Source organism: Limibacter armeniacum (genome assembly GCF_036880985.1).
Classification (GTDB): domain Bacteria; phylum Bacteroidota; class Bacteroidia; order Cytophagales; family Flammeovirgaceae; genus Limibacter; species Limibacter armeniacum.
On the sequence record NZ_JBAJNO010000009.1, the window covers coordinates 432,310 to 455,290 of the forward strand.

General features: G+C 43.0%; 11 protein-coding genes, 1 tRNA gene and 3 rRNA genes. 5 read left to right on the forward strand and 10 right to left on the reverse strand.

Annotated features, from left to right (window positions below):
* Positions 1–16: 16 nt before the first annotated feature.
* On the forward strand, positions 17–2,227 hold the full coding sequence (locus tag V6R21_RS19460; RefSeq protein ID WP_334245227.1) for a 7TM diverse intracellular signaling domain-containing protein: 2,211 nt from the start codon (positions 17–19) through the stop codon (positions 2,225–2,227).
* 419 nt (positions 2,228–2,646) lie between these two features.
* Here V6R21_RS19460 and V6R21_RS19465 read toward each other — a convergent pair whose 3' ends face one another.
* Both V6R21_RS19465 and V6R21_RS19470 read right to left on the reverse strand, forming a co-directional pair.
* Complete coding sequence (locus V6R21_RS19465) at positions 2,647–3,903, reverse strand: FecR family protein (protein ID WP_334245228.1); 1,257 nt, start codon at positions 3,901–3,903, stop codon at positions 2,647–2,649.
* A 159-nt stretch (positions 3,904–4,062) separates the two neighbouring features.
* Entirely contained in the window at positions 4,063–4,686 is a 624-nt protein-coding gene (locus tag V6R21_RS19470; RefSeq protein ID WP_334245229.1) for an RNA polymerase sigma-70 factor, read from the reverse strand.
* A gap of 265 nt (positions 4,687–4,951) precedes the next feature.
* Between V6R21_RS19470 and nth the strand changes: the two genes are divergently transcribed.
* Positions 4,952–5,599, forward strand: coding sequence for an endonuclease III (nth, locus tag V6R21_RS19475; RefSeq protein ID WP_334245230.1), 648 nt, complete (start codon positions 4,952–4,954; stop codon positions 5,597–5,599).
* A gap of 9 nt (positions 5,600–5,608) precedes the next feature.
* The gene (locus V6R21_RS19480) at positions 5,609–6,547 is read left to right on the forward strand and encodes an RluA family pseudouridine synthase (protein WP_334245231.1); all 939 of its coding nucleotides are present in this window, start codon (positions 5,609–5,611) and stop codon (positions 6,545–6,547) included.
* Here V6R21_RS19480 and V6R21_RS19485 read toward each other — a convergent pair.
* From V6R21_RS19485 to V6R21_RS19520, 8 genes are all read right to left on the reverse strand, one after another.
* The gene (locus tag V6R21_RS19485; protein WP_334245232.1) at positions 6,531–6,890 is read right to left on the reverse strand and encodes a hypothetical protein; all 360 of its coding nucleotides are present in this window, start codon (positions 6,888–6,890) and stop codon (positions 6,531–6,533) included. The two genes, V6R21_RS19480 and V6R21_RS19485, sit on opposite strands and share 17 nt — an antisense overlap.
* Positions 6,891–7,667: 777 nt before the next feature.
* A complete protein-coding gene (gene leuS, locus V6R21_RS19490; protein WP_334245233.1) occupies positions 7,668–10,445 on the reverse strand; it encodes a leucine--tRNA ligase in 2,778 nt (925 codons plus the stop codon).
* Between the two features lie 205 nt (positions 10,446–10,650).
* The gene (locus V6R21_RS19495) at positions 10,651–11,757 is read right to left on the reverse strand and encodes a BamA/TamA family outer membrane protein (RefSeq protein ID WP_334245234.1); all 1,107 of its coding nucleotides are present in this window, start codon (positions 11,755–11,757) and stop codon (positions 10,651–10,653) included.
* A gap of 201 nt (positions 11,758–11,958) precedes the next feature.
* Positions 11,959–12,153 (reverse strand): hypothetical protein, encoded by a 195-nt coding sequence (locus V6R21_RS19500; RefSeq protein WP_334245235.1) that lies wholly within the window; start codon positions 12,151–12,153, stop codon positions 11,959–11,961.
* A 306-nt stretch (positions 12,154–12,459) separates the two neighbouring features.
* Positions 12,460–12,571 (reverse strand): 5S ribosomal RNA (gene rrf, locus V6R21_RS19505).
* Positions 12,572–12,658: 87 nt separating this feature from the next.
* A 23S ribosomal RNA gene (locus V6R21_RS19510) occupies positions 12,659–15,470 on the reverse strand.
* 175 nt (positions 15,471–15,645) lie between these two features.
* Positions 15,646–15,719, reverse strand: a tRNA-Ala gene (locus V6R21_RS19515).
* A 104-nt stretch (positions 15,720–15,823) separates the two neighbouring features.
* Positions 15,824–17,347, reverse strand: a 16S ribosomal RNA gene (locus V6R21_RS19520).
* Together the 16S, 23S and 5S rRNA genes with 1 tRNA gene alongside form the textbook arrangement of a ribosomal RNA operon.
* 890 nt (positions 17,348–18,237) lie before the next feature.
* Here V6R21_RS19520 and V6R21_RS19525 point away from each other — a divergent pair.
* Together V6R21_RS19525 and V6R21_RS19530 are read left to right on the forward strand one after the other, a co-directional pair.
* The gene (locus tag V6R21_RS19525; protein WP_334245236.1) at positions 18,238–21,456 is read left to right on the forward strand and encodes a SusC/RagA family TonB-linked outer membrane protein; all 3,219 of its coding nucleotides are present in this window, start codon (positions 18,238–18,240) and stop codon (positions 21,454–21,456) included.
* 12 nt (positions 21,457–21,468) lie between these two features.
* Positions 21,469–22,944 carry a SusD/RagB family nutrient-binding outer membrane lipoprotein gene (locus tag V6R21_RS19530; RefSeq protein WP_334245237.1) on the forward strand — a complete coding sequence of 492 codons (1,476 nt, stop codon included), beginning with the start codon at positions 21,469–21,471 and terminating at the stop codon, positions 22,942–22,944.
* Positions 22,945–22,981: the final 37 nt, after the last annotated feature.

The following is a 22,981-nucleotide window of genomic DNA, read 5'->3' on the forward strand; positions in this document are numbered from 1 at the left end:
ACCTTTTATTCATTATATGAACTATCCTAGCGTCAGGGCCTTGTCCTTGATAGTGATACTACTAACAAGCCTACTTGCCAACGGACAAAGCAACTCAGAACTAACTTTGGATCAAAATTTTGATGTAATTGACCCAACACCCAACATATCCATTTACATTGACCCAGAGAATGAGAAAACCATTGAAGACATTGCTACAGACAGTTTTGATGGTTTTATTCCAAACACAGATACAGGCATCTTAGATTTAGGTTTTTCGACCAATATCTTTTGGTTCAAAACCGACATCATCAACCAAGATCACACTTCCATCAATGATTGGCTGCTGGAGATTGGTTATCCGTCACTTGATTATTTGGACATTTACCTGAAAGACCCAGATGGAAACATCAGCAGTTACCAAACAGGTGACCGCTATAATTTCAGTAAGCGGCCACTCAAGCACAGGCACTTTCTATACCCCTTGGATTTGAGGAAAGAAGGTAAATATTCACTCTTCCTGAGAGTACAGACAGAAGGCCCCATCACATTACCGCTTAAGATCTACCGAGAAAACAAATTCGTTGAGGTCAGCACAAAGAAAGAGCTAGGTAATGGTATCTTCTTCGGAATGATGATGCTCTTGTGTCTTTACAACATATTCCTGTATTTCTCGATTCGTGATAACAGCTACCTTGTGTACGCATTGCCTGTAATCATGAGTACGCTCTTTTACCATTCGCTTGAAGGGCATGTGTTCCAATATATCCTGTATGATTACCCTGCTATTGCCAATAGGGTAACTCTGATGGTTATCGGAATTTGGGTAATTGGTTCCACTTGGTTTACATTCAAATTTCTCAATCCGAAAAAGTATGCCCCTGCTACAGCTATACTTCTATATTCGATGTATGGCTTAGGTATCCTAAATATCATTTCTGAACCAATTTTTGGATATGCAACGGCAACCATGATTGCCCGTGTAACGGCAATGCCTGCTGGATTCTCAATTTTGTTCACTGGCTTTACGGCATGGGCGAAAGGACATCGATATGCCAGATTCTTTACAATGGCTTGGTTCTTTTACCTAATTGGTATTGGTATCTATGTAGTAAAAATCACCAACGTTGTTCCTGCTAATTTCTGGACGGAAAATGCCATGACCATCGGTAATATCATTCAGGTTGCCTTCCTTTCCATGGCTCTAGGTGATCGATACAGAATCTATCGTGAAGAGCATAAGCATGCAATACAGGAACGTATAAGGGTTGAAAAAGAAGCTAAGGAAACTTTAGAAGCAAAAGTACAAGAACGTACAGAAGAGCTGGCTCAAAGAAATGAGGAGATACTCTCCCAATCCGAAAAGCTTCGCCAGATCAACCTCGACATGCAGGAAATGAATCTTGAACTGGAACAGCAAAATGAGGAGATCGCCGCACAGCGTGACGTGGTTGAGGAAAATGGAAAACTTATTGAAGAGAAGAATAAAAAGATTACTGCTAGCATCAACTATGCTCACAAGATTCAGAAAGCTATTCTTCCTTCTACAGAGGCTGTACAGGAAATGCTTCCTCAATCATTTATCTTCTACAAGCCAAAAGATATCGTCAGTGGAGACTTCTATTGGTTAGAAGACACAGGTGACAAATTAATTGTTGCTGCTGTAGACTGTACAGGTCATGGTGTTCCAGGCGCATTGATGTCTATGCTAGGAGATAGCTTCTTAAGACAAGCTGTCACCATCAAAAAAGAAACTTCTCCTGAGAAGATCTTAGACTTACTAAACAAAAGTGTTCAGGAACAACTCCACAAAGATGGCTCCCTTTCACGAGACGGAATGGATATTGCCATTTGTGTTTGGGATAAGGAGAAAAAGATATTGGAATTTGCTGGAGCCAAGAATCCACTGATTTATATCAAAAACCAAAAGGTATTCCGCATCAAAGGAGATAAGTTCTCAATTGGTAATGCTGAGGTAGGTTTCCAATACAGCAAACACCGTATAAAGGTTGATACGCCAACTACTTTCTATATTTTCTCAGATGGTTATGCCGATCAGTTTGGAGGTCCAGAAGGACGAAAACTGATGAATAAACGATTCCTAGAGCTTCTTTATGTGATCCATTCAAAGCCAATGGATGAGCAGGAAAAAGTACTTGCTGATTTTGTCAAAAAATGGAGTCACAGTGGCTCAAAACCTCAAAGTCAGATAGATGACCTACTGGTAGTAGGATTTAAGCTGAGTTAAGCTAGGATACGATTATAATTAATTGAAAAGCCATCTTTATGAGATATAAAGATGGCTTTTATTATTCTGATAATTGAATAAAACAAAGTTCCACAACCTATTGCATATTCCACTAGTATTTCTCCCTAGCTAGGTTAATCTCTTTATTCTTCTATTTGAGCATCGCATAGGTATAATTGAAACCGGAAGTTTTACACTCTTCACTAGTTTATGAACACTCTTTATTTGAATAGCTAGATTCAGGATCAATGTGATTTACTTATACCACAGGCAAAAAAACATGACTACTTTTGTTCAATCCCTTCGGCATTATTTTCTCTTACAAAAAAGCTCTATTCCAATTCAATACTTGAAGACATAAAACAAAAAAGGCAGCTCCATTAAGAAGCTGCCTCTAGTTTATCTTTAAGTAAGTCTGATCATTTCAGAACAATAGATCCATCCTCCATATAATTGGCCTCAGCGCCAATTACAGTTACTACTTGCTCTATTGCTTTATCAAACGACTTGTTCTTCAGTACACCTGTAAACTTACGTTCTTTCAGCTCATCACTTTCGATAGTAATGTTCTTGCCATAAGCCTTATTCAATGTATTGACAACCTCAGTCATTGTATTTGCCTTGAACTCCAACTCTGATCTCATCAAGGAAGCAGCATGGTCCATATCGGTAGCACCTTTGACCATCTTGCCATCAATTAAGGATGCTTTTTCTGTTCCTACTAACAGCACCTTTTCATCATGTAACTTGGTAGAAGAAAACTCCACCTTACCTGTCACAACTTCCATCTCAATCTGACCTGCTTGATCAGTCAATCTGAACGAAGTTCCAAGAACACGTGTATGGCTATTTTCTGTTTCAATCACAAATGGTTTCTTTGGATTCTTAGTCACTTCAAAGAATGCCTGTCCTTTTAGACTAACATTTCGGCTGTTTCCTTGAAATGCTACTGGATATGACAACTCACTGCCTTCACTAAGCCATACTTCTGAACCGTCGGCAAGTTGTATTCGCTTAGCTTCCTCCTTTGCGATTGCAATTGACATTTCTGGCTTCAGCACCTCGTTCTTCAATATAAAGAAACCGGCACCCAATACCAGCAATACCACTGCTGCAGCTCCTACATACTTCATCCAAGCTGTACTAGAAGTCTTCATCTGTACAACATTAGAAGTTGCTGCTGCAGGTTTTTCAGACTTTGTTACCGTCGTTTGCAAAGGAGTGTTTGTCGCTCCAGTTTCCATCTGGCTGATGCGAGACTTCATTTTAGCCATTGCACTATCCAAATCATTATCCGATAGTTTCACTGCTCTTTTAGAAGCAATACTTCCTGCAGCCTTCCATATTTGTTGGGAAGACTGTAAGAACTCACCATCTGAAACAGACTCGTCAGATGCATCACCTAAAATTCTTGCAATTTTAGATTCTTCAGCTTCGGTTTCACTTAACTTTTGCTTGACTTGCAGGATTCGTTCTTGAATCTCCGCTTCAGAAAGTGTTAGTCGGGTTTTCTTACCCAATGCAGCACTTTCCTCCCAGATAGAGGTAATCTCTTTCAATAACCTAGCAAAAGAGGCATCTTCTTTAACCATTTGTTCTACCAAACGGATTTCCTCATCACTGCCATCTTTTCCAAGGTACTGACTAATAAGGGTCCAATTAATTTTATCATTCATACTCATTGGTGTTTTGAGCACTATATAAGGCTTGTAAAAAAGCTATGTTGTCCTGTTATTTTAAACTCAATTTGATGTTAGTAGGTCTTTGCTTTTTGAGCGAAAGACATATCCAAGCTACAATACTGACAAACCAACATTGTATATGGACAAAAATTCTTAGATAAAATCCTTCAAAAGCGTAAAAAAGAACAAAATCCCCGTCAACCCCATCAAATTAGGATCTGCATAACCTTTTAATTTTTCACGTAGATCTTTTAGAGCCAAGCCAATTTGATAATGCACAGTACGGACAGGTACATCCAACGTCTGCGCAATTTCCTTATAGGTCATATCCTCAAAACGACTCAACATAAAGATCTCTTTCCTGTTTTCAGGAAGCGAATCAATTGCATCGTACAGTTTTTTCTCAAGCTCACTGAAATGATATGCATCCTCTGTATCGTTTTTCGAATACTCCAGCGTGTGAGCTAACCCTCTCTGATAGTCTTGCTCAAAGTTTCTTCTCTTGATAAAGTTCAGCGTATGGTTTCTCGCTGCACGATATAAGTATGCCTTCAATGAAATATTGATATTAAGCCTTTCCCTTTTTGCCCAAAAGTTGACAAATACATCTTGCGTAAGTTCCTCTCCTGTTTCCCGGTCCTTCACCATACCTGTAATAAAGTTAAGGATAGGGTTATACAGTTTACGAGTAATATACTCCCATGCTTCTTGGTTTCCGGCTTTGATATCGTCTATCAGTACCGCCTCTTCGATCGTATCGTATTTACTTTGTTCCAATTTCAAACTGATTTATGAAAAAGTGACTTGCTTCTATCTAGAGTATGACAATTACCAATCCTATATTTACACACTACAGAACTGTTTTACTTGCCAATTTTGATATTTAATCCTTAAAGTAAGGAGGTAATTTTTTTCACCACAACCTTTACTTCAATATCTTTGCGACCTAAAATATAATTGAAATATACAATTTGGCAGAAAATTCTTCACAATTTAAATACATTTTCAAATCATCTGCCATTTGCTTTTTAATCAGGATAAGATGACCAAAAAGGAAAAAGTCGAAAATATTATTGAGGTTCTGCAAAACTTATACCCAGAACCTCCTATTCCACTTAGACATAAAGACCCTTATACATTACTGATTGCTGTATTGCTTTCAGCTCAATGTACTGATGAACGTGTCAACCAAATTACACCACTTCTTTTTCAGCAAGCTGACAATCCTTATGATATGGTTAAGATGTCTGTTGAGGAGATTAAAGAGATTATCAAGCCTTGCGGCCTTTCTCCAATGAAGTCGAAAGGTATACACGGGCTATCCGAAATTTTGATTGAAAAATACAATGGTGAGGTACCTCAGTCTTTTGAGGCTTTAGAAGCTTTGCCAGCTGTTGGACACAAAACAGCATCCGTAGTGATGTCTCAAGCATTTGGCGTACCGGCATTCCCTGTTGATACACATATACACAGACTTATGTACCGTTGGGGACTGACAACAGGTAAAAATGTTCAGCAAACTGAAAAAGATGCCAAAAGGTTATTCCCTGAGGAACTGTGGAATGATTTACACCTCCAAATCATTTACTTTGGAAGGGAGTATTGTCCAGCCCGAAACCACAAGCCTGAAAAATGTCCTATTTGCAGTATTCACGGGCGTAAATCACTATTTAAGGAAAGCAGTAAGTAATTGAGTGAAATGCTGTACGAGCACGAAAAAATAATTGCAGGGTTCACCACCAAACCAACACGCTTGGACCATTACCTTTCAGACAATCTGAAAAATAAAAGTAGAAGCATGGTTCAAGCCCATATCAAAGCAGGAAAAGTCACTGTAAATGGGAAAAAATCCAAAAGCAGCTACATCGTAAAAGGTGAAGATGAAATCTTATGGATGGAGTCTTTTCGCAAACACGATGAAATCGTGCCTTTGGCAGTACAGCTCAATATCTTTTATGAAACGGCGGATATCATTGTCATCAACAAACCTGCAGGCATGCCTATGCACCCAGGGCTTGGCAACTATGGCAATACCCTACTGAATGCCTTACAGCATTATTATGAAGAAAAAGGGGAACCGGAAAACTTGGTAAAGGATTGTCTCGTCCAACGGATTGACAAGAATACAACAGGTATTGTTGCCATACCCAAACACAAAGAGGCATACGAGGCTCTTGATGCCCAGTTCAGTACAAAGTCGACCTTACGTGAATACCAAGCCATCGTTTGGGGTAACCCAGTAAACGATGAAGGCACTTTAAGAAATTACATGGGTAGAAATCCTCAGAACCTGATGTCCATTGAGGTTTCTGACGACAAAAGTTTTGGCAAAGAAGCCGTGACTCACTACAAGGTTTTAAAACGGTTAGGAGATATTACCTTGGTGAGTTGCCGCCTTGAAACAGGTCGGACACATCAAATTCGACTTCACATGAAACATTTGGGACACCCATTGGTAGGTGACGAAAGGTACTTTATGAAGGGAGTGGAAAAAAGACAAGACATATTGAAAGTTATGACAAGACATGCACTCCATGCCAAAACCCTCGGTTTTGTTGAGCCTTTTACCGGTAAAGAATTAGTCTTTGACAGCGAACTGCCTCAGGATTTTTCGGATGTGCTTAGTCTCTGCAAGTAAGATACCTTTGCAGTTCCATCCTTTCTCTGAAATAGCTTCGTTGCATTTCCATGTCAAAGCCTTCATCACAATGCTGTTCTCTCAAAAATGCCAAAAATAACAGTCTGGCACCGTCAGAGGGCAGCATTAGCGTATCCTCTATTTCTGAGAAATTCACATAATATGTATTGTGAGGCCTTCCATTTTCTTTTACACAGATAAAGCGCCCTCGTTTATTTTGAATAAAAGGATACTTCACTACAAAATATAGATCATAGACCTCCTCAAAACTGCGAAAGAACACCTTCTCATGCCAAGCAACAAAGTCTTTGATAAAGTCAATCATGCGAGTAGCGTTTTTCATGGCTGATAACTGTTTACCTAGATAGCTGTATGCCACGTAAACACAGTTCGGAAAACATTGAAGATTGAGCACTGAATATATCAGCCTCTATCAATCAGGTTGACAGCTTACAACTTGAGGTTTTTCACAATGAGCCGAAGACACGCCCTAAAGAACAGGGCCAGATGTGTTACGAGGTGGGTTAATGCTACAGGTATGGTGAATAATCGATTTGGTATAAGTTGTTTGATTACTTAAACCGGCTCTGTTAGTGTATGCTTCTCACAAGCGCTCAATGGCAAATTGTGTAAAGTAAATAGTGGTAAATTGTTTGACCGGTTCGAATCAATAACCTAGTCTCTAAGAAATTCGTTCTGTCCCCTTCCTAAGCCCAGAAAAACATTATCAACCTCTAAAAAACGTTTGTTAATGCCTCTATTACTATAATCCAACTAATTGTTTGAAAGCCGCTGAATCCATCTTCAATTATCATTTGGGTACCAAAAAAAGCTTACCATTTTACACTACCCGCTCCTTTTCCCAATAAGTGTTAATAATCATCATTATTTCTTGTCCACCCTCATTATCAGGTTGTCATAAAGTCATAAAGCAAAAAAGACTTTTTTTGGATACTCTTTTTTTGTGAACATTATGCTTCGACTTATACTTTTTGGTAGCCTTTGTCTGCCGAATATAGTTCGAGAGAATAGTTTACCAGAATCATAGTCTAATCAGAAACAGAAAGGCGGGATCTTTTGGATCCCGCCTTTTTTAATTTACTGTACTTGAAGTCTTCTATCAGACAACGATATTGATAATTCTGCCAGGTACGACGATAATCTTCTTAAGAGGCTTACCATCTACCCATTTCTGAACAATCTCATTTTCCAATACTTCCTTCTCGATTTCGCCTTTAGGCTTGTCAAGCGGATAGCTGATCTTGGTTCTCATCTTACCGTTGATAGACACCGGATATTCATGTGACGATTCAACCAAGTATTTCTCTTCATGCTCAGGGAAAACAGTATCTACAATTGTTGTATCATTCCCCAAAGCTGTATGCCACAGTTCTTCAGCAATATGTGGAGCAAATGGAGAGAGAATTACCAACAAAGGTTCCAACACCTCTCTTTTATGACATTTCAGGGTAGTCAGCTCATTCACACAAACCATAAATGCCGGCACCGAAGTATTGAAAGATAGGTTTTCAACATCTTCACCTGCCTTCTTTATTGTCTTATGAAGAACTTTCAGCTCCTTATCATTCGCTTTTTCGTCTGTCACCAATACATCACCTTGCTCATTGATATACAGTTTCCAAAGCTTTTTCAAGAATTTGGCTACCCCATCAATACCCTGTACACTCCAAGGCTTTGACTGCTCCAATGGACCTAGGAACATTTCATACATTCTGAGTGTATCAGCACCATAGCGCTCTACGATCTCATCAGGGTTAACCACATTATATTTAGACTTGGACATCTTTTCCACCATGTGTCCACACTTGTAAACACCGTCTTCCAAGATAAACTCTGCATCAGCATAGTCTGCTCTCCAAGCTTTGAAACCTTCAATGTCCAGTTCATCATTGCTGTTAACCAGTTTGATGTCTACATGCAATACCTGAACCTCATGCTGATCCTTCAATCCCTCAGAAACAAACTTGTTCGTATCCTTGATCTTGTAAACCAAACTTGATCTACCTTGAATCATACCTTGGTTCACCAGTTTTCTGAATGGCTCCTCATGGTAAATGTAACCCATATCGTACAGGAACATGTTCCAGAAACGAGAATACAACAAGTGTCCTGTTGCGTGCTCAGTACCCCCCAAGTAGAAGTCTACCTCATTCCAGTATTTCACTGCTTCATCACTCGCAAAACGCTCGTTGTTTTGAGGATCCATATAGCGCAAAAAATACCAACTTGAACCAGCCCAACCTGGCATGGTTGTCAGTTCATAATCGTACTTTCCATCGTGTTTCCAGTCAGTGGCACGACCTAGTGGTGGATCTCCATCCTCAGTTGGCAAATACTCATCCACTGCAGGCAACTCCAATGGCAACTTGTCCGCTTCTATAACATGAGGAATCCCTTCTTCTGTATAGTAAACAGGAACAGGCTCTCCCCAATAACGCTGACGGCTAAATACTGCATCACGAATTCTGTAATTGATTTTAGCTTCTCCAGCACCTTGTTCTACTGCTTTATCAATGATCACCTTCATGGCTTCATCAGACTCCAAACCATTGATGAAATCTGAATTGATCATTTTACCTTTCTTCACTTCTGTAGGATCTTCCATTTCCTCAGTGCCTTCAATAACACATCTGATAGGAAGATCGAAATGCTTAGCAAAACGGAAGTCACGGTCATCAGATGAAGGTACTGCCATTACGACACCTGTACCATATCCTGCCAGTACATAATCAGCTGTCCACAATGGCACTTCCTCTCCACTAATTGGATTAATCACATATGAACCTGTAAATACACCTGTGACATGTTTCACATCCGCCTGACGCTCACGCTCAGAGCGGTTTTTCGCCACCTCTACATATGCTTCAACTGCCTCTTTCTGCTCAGGAGTAGTCAACTCTGCCACCAACTCATGCTCAGGAGCAAGTACTACGTAAGTAACACCATAAATGGTATCAGGGCGTGTAGTGAATGCTGTCAGCGTGATATCCTTGTCTTTTACTTTAAAATCCAACTCACAACCACGTGACTTACCAATCCAGTTACGCTGCATCTCTTTTACAGCATCAGACCAATCAAGATCATTCAAGTTTTCTAGCAGTCGGTCAGCATATGCTGTGATACGCATCATCCACTGCTTCATCATTCGACGCTCTACTGGATGTCCTCCACGCTCAGAAAGTCCATCTTTCACTTCATCATTTGCCAAAACAGTACCCAAAGCAGGACACCAGTTCACCACTGCTTCATCCAGATATGTCAGACGGTAATCCAGTAACAACTCTTCTTGTCTCTGCTTAGAGTATGATTTCCACTCTTCAGCTGTAAATGATGGAGTAGCTTCAGCCTTCTCTGCATTAATCCCTTCAGTACCATTTGCTTCAAACTTAGCAATCAGGTCACTGATAGGCATTGCTTTGCCGGCATACTTATCGTACCATGCACCGAACAGTTGCTCAAATATCCACTGTGTCCAACGGTAAAAGTCAGGAGATGAAGTACGCAGTTCACGACTCCAATCATAACTGAAACCGATTTTATCCAATTGTCCTTTGAATGTATCAATGTTCTGCTCAGTAGTAATCGCAGGATGCTGCCCTGTTTCAATTGCATATTGCTCAGCCGGCAATCCGAATGAATCAAAACCCATTGGGTGCAGCACATTGAAACCTTTCAGTCTTTTATATCGGCTGACAATATCCGATGCAATATACCCAAGCGGGTGCCCTACGTGAAGACCTGCTCCCGATGGGTAAGGGAACATATCCAATACGTAGTACTTTGGCTTACTGACATCAATGTCTACCTTATATACATTATTCTCTTTCCAATACTGTTGCCATTTCGGCTCAAATTCCTTGTGATTGTACTCTGACATGCGTTCAGTATTTATAAAACAAGGTTGGCTCTCCGCACAACCGACAGTTAATTTGTTATCTAAATGCTCTCTTTAACACAAAATGCGCCGTTAAGCGCAATACAAATGTAACATATTTAGTAAAAATGACTGAATGAAAAAGCGTGAACTTCTTTATTAAAGAAATTCACGCTTCACAATTGTTCTTTTATAAATCATTTGGGGGTTAGAATGCCTCACCAAATGTCATATATAACCCACTTGTACCATTACCTATACCATAGTCCAAACGAAGGTTTGCTGTATCATTTTTATTCAGGTTTAGTCTAAGACCAGCTCCCATTGCAGCCTTTAAGTTACTAAACTCAAATGTATTCCAGTCGGATGCCACATTTCCTGCTGATCCGAATACCGTCGCTCCAATCCTCCAGAACAAGTACTTACGGTACTCAGCCTGTACCGCTACTAAATGATTGTCTCGATACCTACCTTGATAATAACCTCTCATCATCTCACCACCACCAAGCAGTGCAACTTCTCTGAAAGGGGCATCACCATAAGTCTGCTGTATATTAGTTTGCAAAGCTAAGATGCTTTTCCCATCAGTATTCTCCGAGAAGTCAAAGTATTTACGAGCATCGAATTTAATGGATGTAAAACTGAAGTCACTTCCTGTTCCACTGCCATATGTTGTCGCAGAAAGCTCTATATAATGTCCTTTTGTTGGTGTCAAGATAGCGTCTCTCGTATCCCAGATGTACACAGCACCAATACCAGCACTAACGCCTCCTTCAGCTCCCAAAGGTAATACAGGCTCGTCAATGCAATCCTCGCATTCTTCAAAAGTCACATCCATCATGTTTACATATCGCAATTGTGCACCTACAAACATGCTAGGCTTAACCTTTCTCAACCCTTGAACCTCTACGATTATACTCTTCCAGTCAATTGATTGCTCATTTTCAGCTTTGGCATCAGAACCAATGCCATAATATTTTTCAGGAAACCTTCTATAGGTTATATACCCATTTGACATCCATTTCTCCTCAGGTGAAAGAAATGAATAATCAACTGTTATTTTATATTGCTTTTCTAACGTATAAGCACCCGATAATTGAACATTAGAAGGCCTAGTTTCATCACCTGCTCCCTTTGGTTTGAACTGTCTCAAAACGAACATACCAAATTCAACACTTGTTTCTGGAGCATAGACTGCATAAGGCAAATATGTATTGTGTGCTTTATAAGGCTCCTGTACAACCTTTGTATTCGTTGTTGTATCCTGTTTCACTGGCTCATTCTGCGCACTTGCAATACCAATTGTACATGTCATTAATAGTAATGCAAACAATGAGTTCCTCACAAAAAAGCGATTCATATTTAATCTTGTTCGTTAGTTTAATATCTATATCCCTACCTGAGACATTACAACTCAACGTAATGCATAAAAAAAGCACTGAATTTTTCAATGCTTACCTCACAGGTATTTCAAAAATTTCAATCACACAATACACTTGATAACTTAACATCAAGGTTATTGTACATCACCTTTTGCTGACAAACTATCGTTCAGCTGATATGATGTATTCATGGTCTTGGTAACCGCTGCTTCTTTCATCTGTTCTTTAGGCTGCATCGACTCTTCCTTATCTCTCAGTTTGCTGCATTGATATAAACTTACTGTCAAGAACAAACAAATGGCATATGGAAATACTAATCTAGCTTTCATACTATTTAGTTTAGTAGTAAAAAAGATGAATGATTAACAGTTGTTAACCTCAGTTTACAATTATAAAAAATAGTAGTGTAGCAAAACAAATAAATCTTATTTTTTCTTTCTAAAATTCAATAGAATTCGTCTCAAATACCCTTTAAACAAGGACTTTTCACTTAAAGTCCGTTCTATTATTAGAATATTCTAACTTTTGGCTAACGACTTAAATAAGTCTTTTGTTAACTAGAATTTAACAGAATAATGGTAAAATAAAAAAGCCTTGCGACATATTGATATGTGCAAGGCTTTGTGCTTGTATAAGACTGGCAGTGACCTACTCTCCCGGGTGTTATCCCAGTACCATCGGCGCTGCGGGGCTTAACTGCTCTGTTCGGAATGGGAAGAGGTGTTCACCCGCGCTCTCACCGCCATGAAGGCTTTTGAAAGGCTTTCTGTTTCTTTGATTTTTATAGTACCATACTGCCTGGAGGCCTGCCCGCCTTGCGGGCAGAAGAAAAGCGAAGGAAAGTCACGGGGGATTAGTACTGCTCGGCCCGGGTCTCTCAACCCTTTCACCTGCAGCCTATCGACGTTGTCATCTACAACACCCCTTTAAGGGAAGCCTCATCTCGGAGCGGGTTTCGCGCTTAGATGCTTTCAGCGCTTATCCCATCCGAACATAGCTACCCGGCAATGCTCCTGGCGGAACAACCGGTGCACCAGAGGTTCGTCCAACTCGGTCCTCTCGTACTAAAGTCAGAACTCCTCAGGCTTCCTACGCCCACAACAGATAGAGACCGAACTGTCTCACGACGTTCTGAACCCAGCTCGCGTGCCACTTTAATGGGCGAACAGCCCAACCCTTGGGACCTTCTCCAGCCCCAGGACGTGACGAGCCGACATCGAGGTGCCAAACCTCCCCGTCGATGTGAGCTCTTGGGGGAGATCAGCCTGTTATCCCCAGAGTACCTTTTATCCTTTGAGCGATGGCCCTTCCATGCGGAACCACCGGATCACTATGTCCTAGTTTCCTACCTGCTCGGCTTGTCAGCCTCACAGTCAAGCCCCCTTGTGCCATTGCGCTCTCTGCACGGTTGCCGACCGTACGGAGGGGACCTTTGAAAGCCTCCGTTACTCTTTTGGAGGCGACCACCCCAGTCAAACTACCCGCCAAGCAATGTCCCCCGTTAAGGGTTAGACACCAGGCAAGCAAAGGGCGGTATTTCAAGGGCGACTCCCCGGATCCTGGCGAACCCGGTTCACAGTCTCCCGCCTATCCTACACATCACTTACCCAGAGCCAATGCTAAGCTGCAGTAAAGGTTCATGGGGTCTTTTCGTCCCGTTGCGGGTACGCGGCATCTTCACCGCGACTACAATTTCACCGAGCTCATGGCCGAGACAGTGCCCAGATCGTTACACCATTCGTGCAGGTCGGAACTTACCCGACAAGGAATTTCGCTACCTTAGGACCGTTATAGTTACGGCCGCCGTTTACCGGGGCTTCGGTTCAACGCTTCGCTTACGCTAACGTCCCCCCTTAACCTTCCGGCACCGGGCAGGTGTCAGGCCTTATACATCGTCTTTCAACTTCGCAAAGCCATGTGTTTTTGTTAAACAGTCGCCTGGGCCTTTTCACTGCGGCCTCTCCCGAAGGAGGAGGCGTCCTTTCTCCCGAAGTTACAGGACCATTTTGCCTAGTTCCTTAGCCATGAATCACTCGAGCGCCTTAGTATGCTCAACCCAACCACCTGTGTCGGTTTGCGGTACGGGCCGCATGGCTTGCTTTTCTTGGAAGCGTGCTCCCCCTGCTATCTGCGCCCCCGAGGGTTTGCAGTACTGTCGGACGAGTCCTTCAACGCAGTATTCCGTCACTGCGCGAGGAGTCACACACTCCGTCACTTTCGTTGCCATGCGGGTGCGGGAATATTTGCCCGCTTGCCATCGGCATCGCCCTTCGGCTTAGCCTTAGGTCCCGACTGACCCCGGGCCGATTAGCGTTGCCCGGGAAACCTTGGTCTTTCGGCGAGAGGGGTTCCCACCCTCTTTATCGTTACTTATGCCTACATTTGCTTTTCTACGCGCTCCACCACACATCACCATGCGGCTTCGATGCCCGTAGAATGCTCCCCTACCACTATTACTAGTCCGCGGCTTCGGTACTGTGTTTAATGCCCGATTATTATCGATGCGCTGTCACTCGACCAGTGAGCTGTTACGCACTCTTTAAATGAATGGCTGCTTCCAAGCCAACATCCTGGCTGTCTCCGCGACTGCACTTCCTTTGTTCAACTTAACACAGATTTGGGGACCTTAGCCGGCGGTCTGGGTTCTTTCCCTCTCGGACTGGGACCTTAGCACCCCAGCCCTCACTGCAGGGCTTAATCTTGCGGCATTCGGAGTTCGTCTGGATTCGGTAGGCGGTGAAGCCCCCTAGTCCAATCGGTAGCTCTACCTCCGCAAGAAAACACCCCACGCTGCCCCTAAAGGCATTTCGGGGAGTACGAGCTATTTCCGAGTTTGATTGGCCTTTCACCCCTACCCACAGCTCATCCAAAGACTTTTCAACGTCAACTGGTTCGGGCCTCCAACGGGTGTTACCCCGTCTTCACCCTGGCCATGGGTAGATCACACGGTTTCGCGTCTGCCCCCACCAACTATGGCGCCCTATTCAGACTCGCTTTCGCTGCGGCTCCGTCCCTTGAAGAACTTAACCTTGCTGGTGAGGTGCAACTCGTAGGCTCATTATGCAAAAGGCACGCCGTCACCCAACTGATGGGCTCCGACCGCTTGTAGGCGTACAGTTTCAGGATCTATTTCACCCCGTTATTCACGGTGCTTTTCACCTTTCCCTCACGGTACTTGTTCGCTATCGGTCTTCCAGGAGTATTTAGCCTTGGCAGATGGTGCTGCCTGCTTCAGAGGGAGTTTCACCGGCTCCCCCCTACTCAGGGTACTTGCCTGATCAACACATTGCCTGTACGGGACTCTCACCCTCTGCGGCGGCGCTTTCCAGCGCCTTCCAGTTCCGTGTCTTCACATTATGCAAGCCCTACAACCCCGACAGTGCCGTAACACCGACGGTTTGGGCTTCTCCGCGTTCGCTCGCCACTACTTGCGGAATCACTCTTGTTTTCTCTTCCTGCGGGTACTTAGATGTTTCAGTTCCCCGCGTTGGCTCTAAAACCATGCCTTCAGCATGGTGGGTTGTCCCATTCGGATACCTTCGGATCAAGGGTCATGTGCACCTCCCCGAAGTTTTTCGCAGCTTGTCGCGTCCTTCATAGCCTCTGGAAGCCCAGGCATCCACTGTACGCCCTTTATTACTTTCTCTTGCTTTTCTTCTTGCCGCCTGCCGTCAATACCGAACAATCAGCATCAACTGCGGCAGGCAGGCCTCGTTGCTTTTTAATTTGGCAGTATGTCAAAGAACCTTTCTTTTCCGTCTTGCGGTCTCCCTTGTCCTGTTTCTCGTCTGAAACTTGAAGGGAATACCCGGAAAATGAGGTGGAGGATATCGGAGTCGAACCGATGACCTCCTGCGTGCAAAGCAGGCGCTCTAGCCAGCTGAGCTAATCCCCCGGTCATCTAATCTCAAGGATTGTTTTGAGTGACTTGGACAGTGTTCACGCCGTACAACCAACGGCACAGGCGCCTTCCCCTACAACTACAGGGACGGTCTCCAGAAAGGAGGTGTTCCAGCCGCACCTTCCGGTACGGCTACCTTGTTACGACTTAGCCCCAGTCGCTGGTTTTGCCCTTGAGAGCTCCTGTTACGGCCACCCTCTTCAGGCCCACCCAACTCCCATGGCTTGACGGGCGGTGTGTACAAGGTCCGGGAACGTATTCACCGCGTCATTGCTGATACGCGATTACTAGCGATTCCAGCTTCACGCAGCCGAGTTGCAGGCTGCGATCCGAACTGAGATAGGGTTTTTGGGATTCGCTTCATGTCGCCATGTCGCTGCCCTCTGTCCCTACCATTGTAGCACGTGTGTAGCCCTGGGCGTAAGGGCCATGATGACCTGACGTCGTCCCCGCCTTCCTCTCTGCTTGCGCAGGCAGTTCCTCCAGAGTCCCCGGCTTTACCCGATGGTAACTGAAGGTAGGGGTTGCGCTCGTTGCGGGACTTAACCCAACACCTCACGGCACGAGCTGACGACGGCCATGCAGCACCTTCCCATCCGTCCGAAGAAAGATCTATCTCTAGACCTGTCGAATGGGATTCGAGCCCAGGTAAGGTTCCTCGCGTATCATCGAATTAAACCACATGCTCCACCGCTTGTGCGGACCCCCGTCAATTCCTTTGAGTTTCACTGTTGCCAGCGTACTCCCCAGGTGGAAGACTTATCACTTTCGCTTGGGCACCCACCCCGAAGGGCAGACACCTAGTCTTCATCGTTTACGGCGCGGACTACCAGGGTATCTAATCCTGTTCGCTCCCCGCGCTTTCGTACCTGAGCGTCAGTTACCGGCCAGTAGGCTGCCTTCGCTTTCGGTGTTCCTCCCCATATCTGTGCATTTCACCGCTACATGGGGAATTCCGCCTACCTCTCCGGTACTCAAGTCTGCCAGTATCAATGGCACTTTCACAGTTGAGCTGTGAACTTTCACCACTGACTTAACAGACCGCCTGCGTACCCTTTAAACCCAATAATTCCGGACAACGCTTGCACCCTCCGTATTACCGCGGCTGCTGGCACGGAGTTAGCCGGTGCTTATTCATAGGGTACCGTCAGAGCAGGGCGCACCCCACTTGTTCTTCCCCTATAAAAGAGCTTTACGACCCGAGGGCCTTCTTCGCTCACGCGGCATGGCTGGGTCAGGCTTGCGCCCATTGCCCAATATTCCCTACTGCTGCCTCCCGTAGGAGTCTGGTCCGTGTCTCAGTACCAGTGTGGGGGATCATCCTCTCAGAACCCCTACTGATCGTGGCCTTGGTGGGCCGTTACCCCGCCAACTAGCTAATCAGACGCATGCCCATCCGCTGCCGGATCACTCCTTTAACTGTTCACCCATGCAGGCAAACAGTGCTACGGGGCATTAATCCGGATTTCTCCGGGCTATTCCCCTGCAGCGGGCAGGTTGCATACGCGTTACGCACCCGTGCGCCGGTCTCAGGCTCCCCGAAGGAAACCCTACCCCGCGACTTGCATGTATTAGGCCTGCCGCTAGCGTTCATCCTGAGCCAGGATCAAACTCTCCATTGTAAGAGATTGTTGACTTGGGCTGCCCCCTGAAAGGGACAGCGCCAATTGTCGTCGTGTTTTCTGACCTGTCTCCTGCTTTTCAATTGTTGGAATTGACGCTTGTGCTTGTCTTGTCGTACTTGTTTTGCGTGATCGAGACAAAACCCTAAAGCCTTATCCCTTACCACTGTCCTAAATCCTCTCAAAGAACTTTTCAAAGCCCAACTTCTTGGACTTTTCCGTGGATCCTTCCGGAACCTTTTCGCTTGAAGCGGCTGCAAAGGTAAGAAAACCTTTAGCAAAACTCCAAGACTTTTCTTTATTTTTTATTTTCGAGCCGTTAACCCGAAAACCTTCCCGAAAGAAGCGGATGCAAAGGTAAAACCTTTTTCCCGTTATTTGCAAGCAACATTGTGAATTAATTTTCACTTATCCATTGTCGCTGTCAGGAAGCATTATCACCGCTCCCGTTGGAGTGGCTGGCCGCTGCGGGTGTTTCCCGTTTTGCGGAGTGCAAAGGTAGGAAAAAGTTATTGCTGTGCAAGACCTAGAATTGCATTCTGGAGATAATGAAAGTTAATAAAATATTAAATCATTCATTTTCTGAACTTTAAAATAGAAACTACTTCAAAGTTATTATTAAGCAAAGTACCATCACCTGTCTCCTACCTTTTTAATAAATACCACTTGATAATTTTACTCAAGAATCAAAACCCTGTAAATCATAGTTTTCAGTGATGTTAATACAAGTCTCACAACCAACCTTTGAAGAAATATTATTTCGGGTACACACAGTTTTACAAATGTAAAGTTGAGTCTTAGCTACAAGAACAAACTATTATTTCACTGAAGGTTGATTTTCAACAAACAGTACCTGACATACTTCAAATACTATAATAATCTTACAGAACATGCAAAAACTATTATTGCTACTTATTGCTATGCTATTCACATGCGGAATAGCCAATGCACAAGAACGGGTGGTCTCAGGAAGTGTCACTGATACCAATGGAGCTCCATTGCCAGGAGTATTCGTACTTGTAAAAGAATTTTCAGCAGGAACCACTACTGACTTCAATGGTAACTTTAAACTCTCACTAGACAAAGACGCTAAGCTACTTACCTTTAGATCTGTTGGCTATATGGAGCAAACGGTAGAGATTGGCAATCAAACTTCATTTTCTATAAAACTGGTTGAAGATGTACAACAACTTGGGGAAGTTGTGGTAACGGCACTAGGTGTTACAAGAGAGGAACGTTCTATTGGTTATGCAGTACAACAAGTCGATTCAAAAGACTTAGCAACCAAAGATCCAACATCAGTTATTAACTCTCTTCAAGGAAAAGTAGCAGGGGTACAGATCAAGTCTGCCTCTGGTGCTGTAGGTGGTAGTTCAAGTATGGTAATTCGTGGCTATTCCTCCCTATCAGGGTCAAACCAGCCTCTATTTATTGTAGATGGAACGCCAATAAACAATTACAATCTTGGCGCACCAACAAGTGGATATGACCTTGGAAATGGCGCACAAGACATCAACCCTGAAGATGTTGCAAGTGTATCAGTATTGAAAGGAGCCGCTGCAACCGCATTATATGGTAGTAGAGCAGCCAACGGTGTCGTTATCATCACTACAAAAAGTGGTAAATCCAGAAAGGGTTTAGGTATTGAAATCAACACAGGTATAACATTTGACAATATATATATCACACCAAACCTACAAAACGAATACGCTGGTGGTAGATCAATGGATACATTCGAATATAACCCGAGTGTTCATGGGCCAGAATGGGAGAAGTTTGATGGCGCTCCTGCTATTGAAACAGGACGTGATGAGAGTTGGGGACCAAAAATGGATGGTACACCCGTATTAATGTGGCATTCCTTTGTTCCTGAAAGTGAAACATACAACCAATTGGTACCACTTAACCCACAATCAGACAACTACAAAAAGATGTTTGATACGGGTATCACGACAACCAATAGCATTGCCTTTACAGGAGGTAATGAGACTTCACAATTCCGAATGGGAATTACAAACATCAACCAGAAAGGTATTGTTCCATTTACTAAGTTAGATAAAACAACCTTGTCCTTGAAGGCATCTTCTGATGTCAATAGGTTTATCAATGCCTTTGCAGCAGTCAACTATGTTAACCAAAAGACACGAAGACCTTTAACAGGTTACACAGAGAGTGGCTCTAATACCTCTTCTTTACGTACTTGGTCACAAAGACAACTGGATCCTGACATGCTCCGCAAATACACCTACTCCCCAAGTTTGGTTCAAGAAGTTGGTTGGAATATGCGTGACATTGGAGATGGTAGATTGTACACAAGGTGGTCCAATAACCCTTTCTGGTCAATGGAAAACATCTTTGCTAAAGACAAGAAAAACCGTATTTATGGTAATGCAGGTTTAAAGTTCAAACTGAATGATGCGCTTTCAATTACTACAACTGCAAGGACAGACCACTACTCAATGGAAGTAAATGAGCAGGTAGGTGTTGGAGGCGTATTAGGAACAGAAGATGCTTACTATAGCGAGTACATCAGAACATCAACAGAAAATAACTACGAAGCTATCGTCAATTACAATAAAAGGTTTAATGACAACATATCTGTCAATGCTATTCTTGGAGGTAATATCCGACAGGTCAATGCCCGTATTACAGGTGTAAATACAGGTAGTGATGGTATTATCCTTGACAACTTTTTCAATGTCAGAAACGCAGCCAACAAAGAGCTTGGTTTTGCTTCTTCTATTTACGAAAGCCAAATCAACTCAATCTTTGCAAGCGGATCTGTTGGTTATAAAGACATGCTCTTTTTAGATGCCAGCCACCGTATAGACTGGTCTTCTACCCTGCCAGTTGAAAACAACAGGTACGGGTACTCGGCTGTAAGTGGTAGCTTCGTATTCTCAGAGTTATTAAGTAATCAAGATATCCTATCATTCGGTAAACTTAGAGCTGGTTATGGTCAGGCAGGTAAAGATACAGACGCTTACCAACTCTATAAGACTTACACTACTGGAAATTACGGAGATTACTACACATTCAACCTTCCAAACCAGTTACCGAATTCAGACTTGGTTAATGAGCTTTCTTCAGAAATAGAGTTTGGCTTGGAAACACAATTCTTTAATGGTAGAGTCGGCTTAAGCGCTACATACTTTGACAAACGATCAAAGAATCAAATCCTAGATGTAAATATCCCTGCCGTATCAGGATTTACGAGTACAATTGTCAATGCTGGTGAAATACAAAACAGTGGTGTTGAATTGCTATTCAATGTAAAACCAATCGAAACAAAAGATTTTGACTGGAACCTATCATTCAATATTGCCAAATACAACAGCAAAATTATCGAACTGTTTGAAGGCATGGATGAGTATACCATTTCTCAAGGAGCGTCAAGAGCATGGGTAAAAGCAGAAGTAGGTAGCTCATGGGGAGACTTATATGTCAGAAATGGCTATAAATATGATGACAATGGCAATAGAATAGTTCAAAGCAATGGTCTTTATGCTAAATCTGATGAACCTGTCAATGTTGGTTCGGTATTGCCAGATTTTAACGGTGGCGTATTGACTTCATTCAGGTATAAAAGTGTCTCTCTAAGTGCTCAGCTGGACTTTGTAAGAGGTGGCATGATTTACTCCAATATCAACCTGTGGGGTGCTAGAGCTGGTACATCTGCAATGACTGTTGGTACCAATGACAATGGTATGAACTACCGTGACCCTATTGAAGAAGGCGGTGGATACAAAGCTGCTGGTGTTGTAATCAACGAGACAACAGGTCAATATGAAACGAACGAAACTTACGCATCTGCGTTTACATTCTTCCGTGACTTAACAGAATTGCCCGAAGCATTCGTATATGACGCAAGTTATGTCAAATTTAGAGAATTGAGTATATCCTATATACTTCCTAAAAAATGGACTTCTCAAATTGGTATTCCTACTGCATCAATTTCCCTAACAGGTAGAAACCTTGCTTTACTACACTCCAATACAGATGGCTTTGACCCTGAAATCAACACTACAACATCCAATGCTATTGGATATGAATCTGGTCAGTTCCCTTCTACTCGCTCAATTGGATTCAAATTAAACATCAAACTTTAATAAGAAATCAACATGAAAATGTTCAGATATATCAATGCTGCAACCATTGTAGCTTTCCTTTCGCTCTCCTCTTGTGATCATTTTGAGGAAATGAACGTAAGTCCAAACTTACCATCTGAAGTTGCCACTCCTGGTTTACTGTCTTCAGCGCAAGCTAGTATTGCAGGATCTTTCGCCACTGGTGGTTTTGGTTTTGTAGGCTCACAATACACCCAACAAATTTCGCAAGTAGAATACCCTGGATTCTCTAATTATGATGAATCTGGAGCTTCAAGTTTTGGTGGGCTTTATGCTGGTCCCCTTATCAACTTGGATGAGATGATCAAACTCTGCTCTGATGCTGAGATGACCGAGAGTCTGGCTAAATACGGAAACGTTCAGAATCAATTGGCCGTTGCCAGAATCATGAAAGCTTGGGCTTACCAAAATATCACAGATATTTGGGGAGATGTTCCCTACTCACAAGCATTGCAAGGTGAAAATGGGTTATTCCTTCCTTCTTATGACACACAGGAAGTTATTTACAATGATCTGCTTAAAGAACTTGATGAAGCGTCCAATGCATTAGATGCTAGCGCTCAACCAAGGTTACAAGGAGACATGTTCTTTAATGGGGATATTTCTATGTGGAAAAAGTTTGCCAACTCACTGAAACTAAGGATCGCATTAAGGTTATCAGAAGTGAACGACAGTAAAGCCAATGAATTGATCAACGACAATTCATTCGCAGATGTATTGTCTTCATCCGATGATATCGTACAACTTTTCCATTTGGAATCAGAGGCAGAATCAAACCCATTATACTACACCAACATCACGGCAAATGGTGGTGATGAGTTTATGATTTCTGAAGGCATGGTGGATTTACTGAAAAGTACCAACGACCCGAGACTATTGGTATACGCAGACACTACTGCTTCTAAAACAGATGACGGAGGATACTTCGGATTTCCGTATGGATTATCAGAAAGCGAAGTAGATTCTTATTCAGCTTCTTCTTACTCACAAATTGGGTCTTACTTCCTTGCACAAGAAGCGCCATCAGTTATTATGACTGCTGCAGAGGTTGAGTTCATTAGAGCTGAGGCAGCTGCCAGAGGATATATATCTGGAGGTACTGCTACAGCTTCTGAAGCTTACAACAATGCGATCAGACTCTCAATGGAACAGGTTGGCGTAGATTCAGAAATGATTGACGATTACCTAGCTCAACCTGAAGTTCAGTTTGACCAAAATATGTGGAGGCAACAAATTGGTGAACAAAAATGGGTTGCCTTATTTATGCAAGGTACTGAAGCTTGGTCTGAATGGAGAAGGTTAGACTACCCTAACCTCTCACCTAGTCCTAATGCTGTTATTTCTTCCATTCCAAGAAGAAGAGCATATGGCTCAAGTGAATATGCCTCAAACTCTACCAATGTCGAAGCTGCTGCCAGCAGAATTAATGGTGGAGACAGTTATACCTCAAGGGTATGGTGGGATAAATAATTAAAATTTGCGTTTTCTCCTATAAACCGAAGCATGG

Coding starts and splice junctions, on each gene's coding strand:
- V6R21_RS19460 (WP_334245227.1), top strand. CDS start 17: ATGAACTATCCTAGCGTCAGGGCCTTGTCCTTGATAGTGATACTACTA.
- V6R21_RS19465 (WP_334245228.1), bottom strand. CDS start 3,903: ATGAATGATAAAATTAATTGGACCCTTATTAGTCAGTACCTTGGAAAA.
- nth (WP_334245230.1), top strand. CDS start 4,952: ATGACCAAAAAGGAAAAAGTCGAAAATATTATTGAGGTTCTGCAAAAC.
- V6R21_RS19480 (WP_334245231.1), top strand. CDS start 5,609: ATGCTGTACGAGCACGAAAAAATAATTGCAGGGTTCACCACCAAACCA.
- V6R21_RS19485 (WP_334245232.1), bottom strand. CDS start 6,890: ATGAAAAACGCTACTCGCATGATTGACTTTATCAAAGACTTTGTTGCT.
- leuS (WP_334245233.1), bottom strand. CDS start 10,445: ATGTCAGAGTACAATCACAAGGAATTTGAGCCGAAATGGCAACAGTAT.
- V6R21_RS19495 (WP_334245234.1), bottom strand. CDS start 11,757: ATGACATGTACAATTGGTATTGCAAGTGCGCAGAATGAGCCAGTGAAA.
- V6R21_RS19500 (WP_334245235.1), bottom strand. CDS start 12,153: ATGAAAGCTAGATTAGTATTTCCATATGCCATTTGTTTGTTCTTGACA.
- V6R21_RS19525 (WP_334245236.1), top strand. CDS start 18,238: ATGCAAAAACTATTATTGCTACTTATTGCTATGCTATTCACATGCGGA.
- V6R21_RS19530 (WP_334245237.1), top strand. CDS start 21,469: ATGAAAATGTTCAGATATATCAATGCTGCAACCATTGTAGCTTTCCTT.